Raw genomic sequence first — 13247 nt, 5'->3', positions numbered from 1 at the left:
AACTATAACTTGCACCCGCTACCGTAGTAGCCGTCATATTCAACGTACTGCCCGCACATACAGGACTGTTACTGCCTGCCGTAGGACTTGCAGGAATAGCATTAACAACAACGGTAGTCGTACCCACCAAACTCGTACAGCCGGAGGCTACTGTAAAGATGGAGTATATTCCTGCATTTGCAGACGTAGCCCCAGCAATTGAAACTGTATTTGAAGCAGCGGTAAATCCATTTGGGCCTGTCCATGAATAGGTTGTTCCAGAGACAAATGGCACTGATAAAGAGATTGTTCCCCCTTGGCAAACCGGAGAGTTGCTGGTAATGCTGGGTGCTGAAGGAGCACTGGAAATAACTACATTGGTAGATGCTACTAAAGATGTACAACTTCCAACAATCGCTATGCAAGTATAATTACCAGCCATTGCTAACGTTACACTTGGGCGCACCGGATTTTGGTTTGTAGAGGTATAACCAGATGGGCCTGTCCAACTGTATGTAGCTCCGGCAATCGTTGATGCGGTTAGAGTTAAGGTTTGTCCGGGGCACAAAGGACCGTTATTAGCTATGGTAGGAGTTGTAGGAGAAGGAGTTACGGTAATTTTGATAGAATCAGTATTAGAGCAACCTGCCGCATCTGAAACTGTTACAAAATATGTAGTAGTGGACGTGGGGGTAGCCACCGGATTTAAAATATTAGTAGCAGAAAGTCCCGCAGCTGGTGCCCAAGTAGTAGTAGAAATGCTATTGGTGATAGTATTGTTAAATGTAATACTCCAACCTAATAAGGTACCTTGGTCAACACCTACATCATCTCCAACTTCTAACAGCCAAGTACCATTTGCAGTGCAACCATTAAGGCCCCCAAATGTGTTTCCCCCTTCAGTCATAAAAGTTCCGGTAAAAGGGGCTGCTGCTATTGAAATGTCGTTTGTGGCTGTTGGAGATAAACATGTTCCTGTAAAATTATCACCAGATCCCCCAATATCATCAAACAACTTAATTCTTTGCCCAGATGGGCAAATCAAAAATACATCTAAATCATCATCCCATGCGTGTAAAATATCTAAACATACAGATACAATAGAGCTGGAATTAATGATAGTATTATTAATTCCCGAAACGGTTATGGGAGATAATAAAACATTGCCGGTATTAGCTCCACCGTCAGGGATAATCATCGGGGTGTTGTTTACAAAAGTAGGTTGAGAAACTACTGTACTACTGGATGGCGTTGCAGTTGCGTTAATCTGAACACTTTTGCCTGAACATATTGTTGTATTTCCGGGAGAGATCGTTATATTTGGGCCATTCGTAACTGTAACGGTTTTGGTAGCAGGCCTTGCAGGGCATCCTCCGGAGGTAGAGAATGCATTCAATACAGCGGTATAAGTACCGGGGCCAGGATAAGTATGAGTAATACTAGGAGAACTACCACTTGCTGAGGTTCCGTCTCCAAATGACCAGACGTAGTTATATGAGCCTGACATTAAACTGGTAAATTGGGTTTGAGTTCCCGCACATACAGTAGTTGTATTAAAGCTACATAACGGTGTTGCAAAAGTTGCCGTTCCAGACCAGTCTAATTGAAAACCATAAGTAGAACTTGCCGTAAACCTATCTATAATGATTGCATACGTTTGGCCGGCTGTAACATTAATCACTGGATCACATGCTAATCCATTAGTACACCCCAAACCGGTTACGCCAAGAGTTCCGGAATAGTTACAAATCAACTCAGTTCCAGGGCAGCCATTAGTAACGTTATACACCGCAAAGTCATAATCTATCATAGAGCCACTATTTGGGGTAACTGTAAATCCTAAGGTTCCACTTGCTCCAATCGTAAAGGTGTACCAATTAGAGGCGCGTTCTCCGGCACCAATTGTAAAACAAGATGGTCTTTCCTGAATAGCACCAACATTCATTGGCCCATTCGGAACATTAATAGAACTTTTGGTGCAGGCAAAAGTAGAGCCGACACAATCTTGGTTAGGTGCCGGTGGGCCCGGCGGAGTTACGTTTTCTACGCATATACCAAAAGTACCCGTTTGAGCGCCATTGCCATCTACTCGAATATAGTAATAATTATTTGTATTTAATCCATTTATTATCAAAATATTCGTTAAAATTGTGGGCGGTGCTGCGTCTTCTTGGCACGCTACCAAAGTTAAGGATGCGCAAGTTCCACTATAAACAGCTATTTGGGTATTGGCCAAAGTGCCTCCGCTAAAGTTCGTTGAGATAGATACCGAAGAGCTATCCGGCTTAAATTTAAACCAAACGGTATTATTGGCAAAAAGCGGTACCCAGCAGGGGGGAGCAGCCGGCTCTCCAGTAATGGTGGCTCCAACGTTGGTGTATAAAACGGAAGAGCAAGACCCTGTTGTGGTCGTTAGCGTAATAGCGTTGGTACAGAGGTCATTTGAAGGCTGAGCTATTGAAGCTAAAAAACTTATTGAAAATCCTATCCAGACAAGTAGTTTTTTGAAGTTCATATTATTCTGGTTTTGTAGGTGGAGTAACTTCGTTTCTTTCTGAATAATATTTAGTATAGTTAATCTCGGGATGTTCCGGCTTATCTTGAATAACATTAAACACTTCCCCTGCTTTAGCTTTTTCAGCTTGTAAGATAACCGGATTAGCCGGCCTGTCTTCCATCCTTTCAGCATTTACCGGCGCGTATGGGTTATTATTTGTGCCTACAAAAGTTTCAGGTGATTTTCTTTCCTGATTAAGAGCATCTTGGGCGTAAGAATTAATTGTAAAAATAAATACTAATAAGAACCCGGTGAGCAAAAATTTCATAAATACCATATTGAAATTATCAATCGGCAAAATTACAGGATTTATATCCACAACAAGCAAGTAGGGTTATTTAAGTAAAAAAATTTAAGTGAATGGTTATTTTTTTACCTAACCGGCTTCAAAATACAAACTTCACAGCCTTCTAAAAATCGTACCCGATGGTAAGCCCAACTCTGGGAGACAATAATGTATTGTCTTCTATTCCCCAGGCTACGTCAGCACGAAAAGAATATCCCAATATCAAAGCTCGCAGCCCTGTACCAAAACTTTGCAAAAATGGACTTTTTAGGGATTGAACGGACACTGTTAAGGGGGGGCGAACAACGTATTCTACGTCTATTGGGTTTCGTTGCGAAAAAGGATTCCCCGTTTTCCAAGCCGTACCAACATCATAGAAAGTAATCCACTGTAAATTGTATGGGAACTTATGGGGCAATCGGTGCAAAGAATTGCCAATCAAGGGAAGTCTTAGCTCAACATTTGCCAATAAATATTGTTTACCGTTACGAGCGTTAAATGGAAGCCCTCTAATTGGGGTAATTGCTTGGCTATAATAAAATTCCGGCACATCTTGGTCTATCGGAATATTACCTTCGTTTTGAAATTCACGATTTATCCAATTATCCCAGCCGCCTATGAAATATCGTTGTGGTTTCATGCCCATACTCACTCCGGCACTCATCCGCAAGGCTAACGTAAAAACCCTCAATAATGGGCGATAGTGGCGAATATCACCGGTAAGCGTAGTAAAATAGATAGATTTGTAGCTGGTGTTAAATTGTGTAACAGCTTCTACGTTAGCCTGTGTACCAGATAGTTGGAATTGTTTATTCCGAACGGTATTATCATGTTGAAATTTTAGTCTGGCACCGTATAACGTTGCTTTTCCATCTAATTGGCGGCTATCTTTAAGCCGTAAGTCTAATCTGTTAAAAAAAGTTGTTTCTAATGATAACCCAACCGATTCATAGGGACCTAAGATACGGTTTAGACCTGCCCAACCGCGTATTGCGTTGTAGCGTAGTGGTGCCGGGTTTTTAAAGAAACGGCTCATCTTGTCTGCTCCAAGTTGCCACGCCCAAAGTGATGAAAACCACGAGCCAGATACCGCCATATCGCTTGAACGAAAATCTATGTACGGCGTAAAAGACCCCTTAACCTCATAGCGCAACAACGGATCACGAATCTCCACAAAATTAGGCGACCTAAACTTAAAAAATGGATCCATTTCAAAAGTAGTACCTACAATAAACTTACTGGGATATGCTTGATAACGCTTAGGCGAAGCTATCTGAACAAAATTGGGATCAAATAAAGACTTTACTTTGGGCCCCTGTGGCTGATTTCTTTTCTTCTTCTTATTTATCGTGTATGTCCGTCTATCTTTACGGGTGGTGTCATTATCTTCCTCGTCAAAAACATAATATCGAGTATTAATTTTACGTACTGTATCTTGTATTTCTGGAGACGGTTGGGCGGCTATCATTGAATCTCGAACGGTTTCCAAAGAATCTTCTCGCTGTTTTAATACCAACGCATCTGCCTCTGACATTCTTTGTAGGGCAAATTTAGTAGGCTGAATCATCTGTACTCCTTTCGTAGAAAAGCTATCTTTTTGAAAAACAGACCATTTACCATCTGTAAAATTGGTAATTGCTATACGATTTGTGGTAGCAGAATACGATGCGCCAAAGAGCCCCTCTCGAATATTGGTAATAAAATTCCATGTTTTATCATTCAAGTTATATCGAATCAGTTGGTATAAGCCACTCGCATCTGAGCGTATTAACAAATCAGTTGCGGAAAGCATAGCTACCGGATATTCATTACTTAATGCTGCTGCCACAATGCAATCTATCTGAACTTCATTGTTATTTTTAAAACTTAGTTTAAAAATATCTGCATCTGCCCGAATTTGTTTCAGTGAAAAAGTATCTAAACTGCCTCGATTAGAGGCAAAAAAAACAGACTTACCATCTTGCGAAAATACTGGATTTGACTCCCAAAATAAATCCTTCGTTAACGGAACAACGGTTTCTGATTGCCAATTTAGGCGAAATAAATCTACTTGGCCATCTATGGAGGCAGTTATCACCAATGAACTTTTATCCGGAGAAACGGCAATATGGTTAATCCAATCTAACTGTTTCTTCAGAAAACTTCGATAGATTTCGTGCGTTGATGGCTGATAATAAAATACTTCCCATGAATTTCTGGTGGGTAAAGTGCCGATAATCGTTTTCCCGTCAGGAGACCACGTTAATGGAAAAGAAACTTTATCCTGAATAATCTTAGTTACGGGATTAAAGGTTGTAATAGCAGTCGGATTCCATTTATCATCTTCGCGGGAAGTCGTCCATAAACGGATTCTGCCTTTTGATTCTAACAGTGCAGCGATGGTGTTTCCGTCAGGGGAAAGGTTGCTAACTATTAAGCGACTATTTTTAGGAAGTGTATTTGTAGGTTTAAATTGCTGTAAAACAGGTTGTTCTGTATTATTTTGGCTATATTCATGGGTCAAGTAAGTTTCCCAGCGTTGGGTAAATTCGGCCATATTCAGCCCTAACACAGTCATAATTCCGGCTTCAACAGACCGAGCGACCATCGTCATATAGATAATATCTGGAGTCTTCGATACACCATATTGTTTTTCAATATATCGCCATAAAGATTTTCGGACGGTTTCTGCGGCAGGGGCATTGGGCTTTTGGAAGCAAATTCGAGTAGCGTTTTCTACGTTTATTCCACGAATAATCATTTCATCGGTGGATGTCCAACCTGCTCCAAGGTAAGCACTTAGACCTTCTAAGTACCAATCTGGTAAATAAAAAGTTAAATCATTGTGCAGGATATTTTGAACTAAGCCGCCGCTCATCAGTTGTTTTATATAAACGCGGATAATTTGTGTTTTTAGATTTGCATATAGTTGATTTTGTTGGTCATTAAAGCAAACGAAAGCGGTGGATTGTGGGGGGAGTGTAACGCCATTGTATTTGGGTGGATCTAATAAAGCGGCAGAAGTTCCCTGAAAGTAATCAAGGGTAGTGTTAAACAAAAAAACGCGCATTCGATTTTCCGGCAAAAAATCTAACCTTGTACTAAGTTCATAATAAGCTTGTTCACAAAGTCTTGCTATCTTATCACCAAAGGTTCGCGATCTACCATAATAATGAAGGTCAAAATGTGATGTAGTATAATATATCCAATCAAATGGTTTTTGGGGATGAACCGGATTACGCGCAGGTATCCAATGCTGGGAGTATCCATTCCCAAAAAGCATCCAAATACTTAAAATCAGCCCCAGTGTTCGCATAGATTTTGGCAAATTACAGGAATTTATGATGTGATAATTTGGTTAAACGTTTTAGCGCAGTTTTTCAAAATCTTATTAGCCGTAATTCCTTCTTGCCCAACAAATTGTACTAAATAATCTCCTGTTTTGGCATGTAGATATACACCTAAGCAAGTAGCTGTTGCGGGGGAGTATCCTTGTGCCAAGAATCCGGCTATCATACCTGCCAATACATCTCCGGAGCCTGCCGTAGCCATGCCGGGGTTTCCTGAAGAGTTAATCCAGGCTTGCCCGTCTGGGGTAGCTATAATTGTGCCGGCACCTTTTAGCACCACAATCACATTACGTTCTTTGGCAAAAGCACGGGCAGTTTCTAAGCGATTTTCTTGAATTTGGCGGGCTGTCTTTTTAGCCAATCGAGACATCTCGCCAGGGTGCGGGGTTACAATAGTCTCATTAGGGACAAACTCCCAGTATTCAGGAAATTCAGCTAAAATATTGAGCGCATCCGCATCCAAAATAAGTGGAACTTTGATCTTGGGTAATACTGTTTTTAAAAATTCACAAGTATCGGGTGTAACGCTCATACCGGGGCCTATCACTACGCAGGATTTTTCTGCAAGGTACTCCGAAATAACTTCCCCTGCCGTTTCATTAAGGCAAACAGTAGTAGGTCCGCCATAAGCAATAGACATATTCTCTAAGGTATTTCGATGAAAAGAGCAACTGCAACTTGCCGGAATGAATGCAGAGGCTAAGCCCGCCCCTACTTCTAAAGCGGCACTGGTACACAATGCTATAGAGCCGGCCATACCTTTGGAACCACCTACTAATAAGGCGTGCCCATAAGTTCCTTTATGGGTATCATTGGGGCGCGTTTTGCGCCAAGTTTTCACAATAGAATCCGTCAGTAAATAGGTCTGTATCCCTTGTTGAGCAATTAATTCAGGATAAATCTGGATGTCAATCACGATAATTTCGCCGCAATAATCACTTGCAGGAGTTACATAATGGCAAATTTTGGGTAACTGAAACGTAACTGTATAAGTAGCATGTAGCGGGCGTGTGGTTACAAAACCGGTATCCGCAGACAAGCCGCTTGGCAAATCTATGGCTATTACCGGATGTGCATAACCTCTTAAAATATCAATAATATCAGCTATATTTCCGGTAACTGCTCCAACGGTAGCTGTTCCTAATAAAGCATCAATAATTATGGTATCATCATGTAAAAAATACAAATTATCCCTGATTTCTTTAGGGTTGTATTGAATAAATGATATTGGTAGTTTGCTGGAAATTCGATAGTTAATGAGTGCATCTCCCTGAAATTCATCTGGTGATTCTGCCAGAAGCACGAATATTTTTTTTCCCAAAAAATGCAAATATCTTGCGATTACCAAGCCGTCTCCTCCGTTATTTCCTTTTCCAGTTGCGATTAGGAACTGGCGTGTGTTGGAAAATTTTTCAATAATTGCTGCTGCTGCTTGCCGGCCAGCGTGTTCCATGAGCAAAATACCGGGATAATGATACTTTGACATCATGAGTTCATCGCAGGTGCGTATTTGTTTAGCATTCGCAATAAGCATAGCTTTATTGAATTGAATTATGACTATTTAATTTGCGAGGGGTTCAATATTTCTAAACCCATACAGTTGATTACGGAGTTTGGGTTCAAATCCGGCTTCGCGGATGCATTTTTGTATTTCTTGGGCATTAAAGCGGTAGGGAGCGCCGGCTGCTGAAACCACATTTTCTTCTATCATAATAGAGCCGAAGTCATTAGCACCGGCATATAGGCACAGTTGAGCTATTTTAGGCCCTACTGTTAGCCATGAAGCCTGAATATTGAGGATATTTGGGAGCATAATCCTACATAGAGCTACCATCCGGATGTATTCAGCGGCGGTTGTGTTGTTGCGGATTCCCTTTACACGGTTTAGCAATGTGCCGTCATCTTGGTATGGCCATGGGATAAACGCTAAGAAACCGTATGCGTCTTGGGGTTTATCTTGCTGAACTTCCCGAATTCGGACTAAATGTTCAAAGCGTTCTTCTATGGTTTCAACGTGCCCAAACATCATGGTTGCGCTGGTAGTGATTCGCAGTTGGTGTGCTGCTCTCATTACGTCAAGCCATTCTTCACCAGAGCATTTTCCATTTGAAACGAGCCTGCGTACACGGTTATTTAGGATTTCTGCTCCTGCTCCGGGCAAAGAGTCTAAACCTGCTTCGTGGAGTATCCGTAAAGTTTCTTCAAATGTAGTGCCGCTAAGTTTGCTGATATGAACGATTTCCGGCGGCCCTAAGGCATGAAGCCGTAGGGTAGGAAACCAAGACTTCAACTTACGAAATAGGGACGCATAATATTCTATACCTAATTCTGGATGATGCCCCCCTTGGAGTAGCAACTGGTCTCCCCCTAAAGCTAAAGTTTGTTCTATTTTTTTCTTATATGTTTCATCATCAGTGATATAGGAATCCGGATGCCCCGGTACTCTAAAGAAATTGCAAAACTTACAGTTTGCTACACATACATTGGTTGTGTTAACGTTTCGGTCTATCTGCCAAGTTACGATACCGTTTGTATTCTTTTTATGGAGTTTTCGTAGCGTATCTGCTACCCACATCAAGTTTTCTGTTGGTGCGTGGTGGTACAGATAAACCCCTTCTTCTTGTGAGAGATGCTCAAGTGCCAACGATTTACGCAACAGTTCCTGTATATTCATAGCTAACTTAACGGTAAAGTTAAATAATCTTTTGTTTGGGTATTAAGGTTATATTAAGTTAAATAAGTTCTTTGCACGGCAACATAATTGCCGTGCAAATTAGTTTTGGGATATTATCTATTTTGATACTGCTTAGTATAGTAGTTTTGGTATTCTCCGGAGAGTACTTGGTTCACCCATTCTGTATTTTGGATGTACCATTCTACGGTTTTAACTAAACCGGTTTCAAATGTTAGTGATTGTTTCCAGCCAAGTTCTTTTTTTACTTTGTCGCAGTTGATGGCATAACGCAGGTCGTGGCCGGGTCTATCGGAAATGAATGATATTAATTGGGCTGATTCACCGGGCTTTCTACCAAGCTGTTCATCCATAATTTTGCAGAGATATTGAACAAGGTCTATATTTTTCCACTCATTTTCACCCCCGATATTAAAGGTTTCGCCATTTTTTCCCTGATGAAATATGGCATCAATGGCTGAGCAATGGTCTTCTACCCAGAGCCAATCACGGACATTTTCTCCTTTCCCGTAAACCGGTAGTGGTTTACGGTTGATGATATTCGCAATCATCAATGGGATTAGTTTTTCCGGAAATTGATATGGGCCGTAATTATTTGAGCAATTGCTGATTACGATTGGCAACTTGTAGGTGTGGGCATAAGCGCGCACAAAGTGGTCTGAACTTGCTTTGGAAGCTGAATAAGGGCTATTGGGGTCGTAAGGCGTTGTTTCGTAAAAGAATCCGCTATCTCCTAAGGAGCCATAAACCTCATCCGTAGATACATGATAAAAGCGAACGTCATTTTTTCCTGCCCAATATTTTTTGGCAACATTTAGTAAAGTTACAGTACCGATTACGTTTGTATTGACGAAGGCCATTGGGTCGTGGATAGATCTATCTACGTGGCTTTCTGCTGCTAAATGAATAACCGATGAAACATCATATTGCTCAAAGAGGGCTTCTATGGCTTGGGCATCGCAGATGTCTGCCTTGGAAAATACGTAGTTTGGGGCGTTCTCTATATCTTGTAAGTTAGCTAAATTACCGGCATAAGTAAGTTTATCTACATTTAAAATCCGGTAGTTTGGGTAGTTATTTACAAAACGCCGTACCAAGTGAGAGCCGATAAAGCCGGCACCACCCGTGATTAATATTGTCTTCATTATTAAACTTTCATGATTTCTACCTCTTTTTCAGATAGAACTTTGTCCACTTTTAGGATATTAGAATCTGTTAATTTTTGAATTTCTTGTTCACCGGTTTTGACAACATCTTCGGCTACTCCGTCTTTGGATGTTTTTTTGATTAAGTCGTTATGATCTCTACGGATAGAGCGGATGGATACTCTGGCCTCCTCTCCTACTTCTTTAGCTTGCTTTACGAGTTGTTTTCTTCGGTCTTCTGTTAGCTGTGGAATTAAGATTCGGATTATTGTTCCGTCATTTTGGGGGTTAAATCCGAGTTTTGCTTCTGCGATTGCCCGTTCAATAGCCTGAATCATTCTTTTTTCATAAGGCGTTATGAGTAAAGTTTTGGGGTCTGGTGCAGAGACATTGGCTACTTGGCTCAGCGGAGTCATGTTTCCATAATATTCTACGCGAATTCCGTCTAACATAACCGGCGAAGATTTTCCAGCACGGATTTTTACTAACTCACTCTCTAAATGACTGATTGCTTTCTGCATGAGAGTCTTAGCTTTTTCTATAATAGGCTTTATACGTTCGTCCATTGAAAAATAAATTAATTTATAGTTTAATTTTTTTAAGAATTCCCCAATTTTGACAGTTGGTCCCTTAGCTTTGCAGCTAATTCGTAGTCTTCATTGGTAATTGCTTCTTCCATTTGTTGTGTTAATTTTTTAATAAGTTCCTGCTTATTAGATTGTTCTGTACTTTGTTTTGCGGATTTAGGTGTAGGATTATTTTTCTCTGATTTAGAAATATTATCGGGATTTGAATCCTCTATATTAACGCCTCCCTTACTCAAAACGTGCTCATAGGTATAAATAGGAGCTTTAAAGCGCACCGAAAGTGCTATAGCATCACTGGGGCGAGAGTCTATTTCTATTATTTGGCTATCATTGGCGCGAAAAACTAACGTTGCAAAAAATATCCCCTCATTCAAATCTGAAATAATAACTTCTAATAATTTTATACCAAGTAAGTTAGCAATATTAAAGATTAAATCATGTGTCATTGGTCTATTGGGTTTTATCCCCTCCATCTCTAAGGCAATAGCTTGGGCTTCAAAGCCCCCGATAATTATTGGAATTCTTCGGGGGCCGTTTAGCTCGGAAAGCACCAAAGTGAATGAGCCAACCTGTGCTTGGCTGGAAGATAAACCCACAACGCCCAAGGATATTTTCTCCACAATTAGTTTGGCTATTTTTTGATTGCTTTGATTGCTTCTATTAATTTAGGAATTACGACAAATGCATCTCCAACGATACCAAAATCTGCTATTTTGAAGAACGGAGCTTCTGGGTCAATGTTGATGACTACAATGATTTTGGAGGCACTTATTCCCGCTAAGTGCTGGATTGCGCCTGAAATTCCTATTGCGAAGTACAGATTTGGGGCAACTTGGATTCCGGTTTGCCCTACGTGCTCATAGTGCGGCCTCCAACCTACGTCTGCAACCGGCTTAGAGCAAGCCGTAGCAGCACCCAACAAGCCAGCTAACTCTTCTATCATTCCCCAATTAGACGGATCTTTGAGGCCACGACCAGCCGAAACAACAATATCCGCTTCGGTAAGAGAAATTTTATCCGATGCCTTAATAATCTCCTTAGCTATAGCAGCAAAATCATTATTATCAGGCTCTCCTGTAAAGGGTTCTATGGAACAACTTACGAGATTATCTACAATTTGGTGAGAATTTGCCCGAACGGTGATGACCATAGGCAGTTTATCTGTAAATATTTCTTCTATTGCTTTTCCGGAAAAAGCTCCTCGGTTAGCTACAAAGCCATTGTCTTTGGAGGTAACTAAGGTCGTTACGCCGGAAAGTTGTGCTCCATTTAGCTTTACGGCTATTCGTGGAGCTACTGCGCGGCCATTATAGGTTTGGGATAAGACAACGGCGGTTGCATTAATAGACTTAGCAGCAGCGGCTATCACAGAAGCATAAGCCATATTAACAAAAGACTTTAAGCGGTCATTAGAAACATGAAGCACTTTACTCACGCCATATTTGCCTAAATGCTCTAACTCACTGTCGGGTACATCTCCTATTGAGATGGCCACGCAAGATGTGTTTAATGATTTAGCTAAATCTGAAGCATAAGTAACTGCTTCAAAAACAGTTTTTTTGAATTTTCCGCCACTATTTTCGGCATATACTAAAACTGACATATTTTCTTATTTTTTTAAATAGCTCCTTTTTGGGAAAGTAATGTAACTAACTGAGAAACGTTATCTGCCGGAACATACTGGCAAGCACTTTTAGCAGGAGGAAGTTCATAATGAAGTGTTTGTGTATAATTAGGGACGGGAATCGGTGGTATTACTTGCAGGGGTTTAGTTCTGGCGGCCATAATTCCACGAACATTCGGGATACGCCACTCGGATATTCCTTTTTGAACAGACAGTACAAGTGGTAAAGAAGACTCTAAAACCTCTGTTCCACCTTCGATTTCGCGCTGCACTGTTGCTTTACCGCCTTCTACTTCTAATTTTTTGCATAACGAAACAAACGGAATTCCTAATTTTTCAGCAACCATTCCGGCAACTTGGCTTCCATTGCCGTCAATAGATTCTTTACCGAAGAAAATCAGGTCATATCCTTTTCCTTTGGCATATTCTGCTATTTGGTGTGCCACAAAGTGAGCATCAGTAGAATCTGCATCAACCCGAACACTATCATCAGCGCCTACGGCTAGTGCTTTACGGATGGTGGGATCAACGTCAGCCTTTCCTACACATAAAATGGTGGTGCTACCTTGGCCGGTTTTCTCCTTAAATTCTAAACTGCGGGATATTCCGTATTCATCATAGGGATTTATGATGAAGGTAACTCCATTTTTGTTCAATTCTTTGCCAGAAGTATCAAATACAATTTTGGTTGTAGTATCCGGCACTTGGCTAATGCATACTAAGCATTTCATAACTACGGTATAATGATTTTAATTTGTTAATTTATTAACTAAAACGCAAAAGTAGCAAAAAGCCGCCTTGTTTAGCAAAAAAATCTGCGTTGCTTTCTTTTCCTTTCGGTAGCTTTGGGGAAAAATAACTACTTTACCCCGCAACCTCTTAGCAAAACCAAATCTTTCTCTTGGTCTTATGCGTAAGCTGGAGGAGAGTTTCAGCCTATTTACTACCAATAAAGATTGTATTCAGAAGATTTTCTTTTTTTAACTATTTGATTATCAATAAATATTTCAGAGTTGTTTCACAAAAAGAAAAATTTGTTCACAATGTC

At 40.7% G+C, this 13247-nt stretch carries 10 protein-coding genes; all 10 read right to left on the bottom strand.

Features of this window, described 5'->3' with window-relative positions; genetic code table 11:
• Window positions 1–2494: PKD domain-containing protein (locus LC115_12720; GenBank protein ID MCZ2357530.1), on the bottom strand; the 2494-nt coding region annotated here is incomplete at its 3' end.
• Window position 2495: 1 nt separating this feature from the next.
• Window positions 2496–2804: a hypothetical protein gene (locus LC115_12715; protein MCZ2357529.1), complete on the bottom strand. Its 309-nt coding sequence runs from the start codon at window positions 2802–2804 to the stop codon at window positions 2496–2498.
• Window positions 2805–2946: 142 nt separating this feature from the next.
• A complete protein-coding gene (locus LC115_12710; protein MCZ2357528.1) occupies window positions 2947–6117 on the bottom strand; it encodes a hypothetical protein in 3171 nt (1056 codons plus the stop codon).
• A gap of 23 nt (window positions 6118–6140) precedes the next feature.
• Window positions 6141–7685 carry an NAD(P)H-hydrate dehydratase gene (locus LC115_12705; GenBank protein ID MCZ2357527.1) on the bottom strand — a complete coding sequence of 515 codons (1545 nt, stop codon included), beginning with the start codon at window positions 7683–7685 and terminating at the stop codon, window positions 6141–6143.
• A 27-nt stretch (window positions 7686–7712) separates the two neighbouring features.
• Window positions 7713–8825 (bottom strand): dehypoxanthine futalosine cyclase, encoded by a 1113-nt coding sequence (mqnC, locus tag LC115_12700; GenBank protein MCZ2357526.1) that lies wholly within the window; start codon window positions 8823–8825, stop codon window positions 7713–7715.
• Between the two features lie 113 nt (window positions 8826–8938).
• Complete coding sequence (gene rfbB / locus LC115_12695) at window positions 8939–9988, bottom strand: dTDP-glucose 4,6-dehydratase (protein MCZ2357525.1); 1050 nt, start codon at window positions 9986–9988, stop codon at window positions 8939–8941.
• Between the two features lie 2 nt (window positions 9989–9990).
• A complete protein-coding gene (gene frr / locus LC115_12690) occupies window positions 9991–10554 on the bottom strand; it encodes a ribosome recycling factor (GenBank protein MCZ2357524.1) in 564 nt (187 codons plus the stop codon).
• A gap of 32 nt (window positions 10555–10586) precedes the next feature.
• Window positions 10587–11195, bottom strand: coding sequence for a bifunctional nuclease family protein (locus LC115_12685; GenBank protein ID MCZ2357523.1), 609 nt, complete (start codon window positions 11193–11195; stop codon window positions 10587–10589).
• Window positions 11196–11206: 11 nt separating this feature from the next.
• Complete coding sequence (locus LC115_12680; GenBank protein MCZ2357522.1) at window positions 11207–12178, bottom strand: electron transfer flavoprotein subunit alpha/FixB family protein; 972 nt, start codon at window positions 12176–12178, stop codon at window positions 11207–11209.
• Window positions 12179–12192: 14 nt separating this feature from the next.
• A complete protein-coding gene (locus LC115_12675) occupies window positions 12193–12930 on the bottom strand; it encodes an electron transfer flavoprotein subunit beta/FixA family protein (protein MCZ2357521.1) in 738 nt (245 codons plus the stop codon).
• Window positions 12931–13247: the final 317 nt, after the last annotated feature.

This window comes from Bacteroidia bacterium (assembly GCA_026932145.1).
Classification (GTDB): Bacteria; Bacteroidota; Bacteroidia; order J057; family JAIXKT01; genus JAIXKT01.
This window is presented reverse-complemented; position numbering and strand designations above follow the sequence as displayed.

Coding starts and splice junctions, on each gene's coding strand:
- LC115_12715 (MCZ2357529.1), bottom strand. CDS start 2,804: ATGAAATTTTTGCTCACCGGGTTCTTATTAGTATTTATTTTTACAATT.
- LC115_12710 (MCZ2357528.1), bottom strand. CDS start 6,117: ATGCGAACACTGGGGCTGATTTTAAGTATTTGGATGCTTTTTGGGAAT.
- LC115_12705 (MCZ2357527.1), bottom strand. CDS start 7,685: ATGCTTATTGCGAATGCTAAACAAATACGCACCTGCGATGAACTCATG.
- mqnC (MCZ2357526.1), bottom strand. CDS start 8,825: ATGAATATACAGGAACTGTTGCGTAAATCGTTGGCACTTGAGCATCTC.
- rfbB (MCZ2357525.1), bottom strand. CDS start 9,988: ATGAAGACAATATTAATCACGGGTGGTGCCGGCTTTATCGGCTCTCAC.
- frr (MCZ2357524.1), bottom strand. CDS start 10,554: ATGGACGAACGTATAAAGCCTATTATAGAAAAAGCTAAGACTCTCATG.
- LC115_12680 (MCZ2357522.1), bottom strand. CDS start 12,178: ATGTCAGTTTTAGTATATGCCGAAAATAGTGGCGGAAAATTCAAAAAA.
- LC115_12675 (MCZ2357521.1), bottom strand. CDS start 12,930: ATGAAATGCTTAGTATGCATTAGCCAAGTGCCGGATACTACAACCAAA.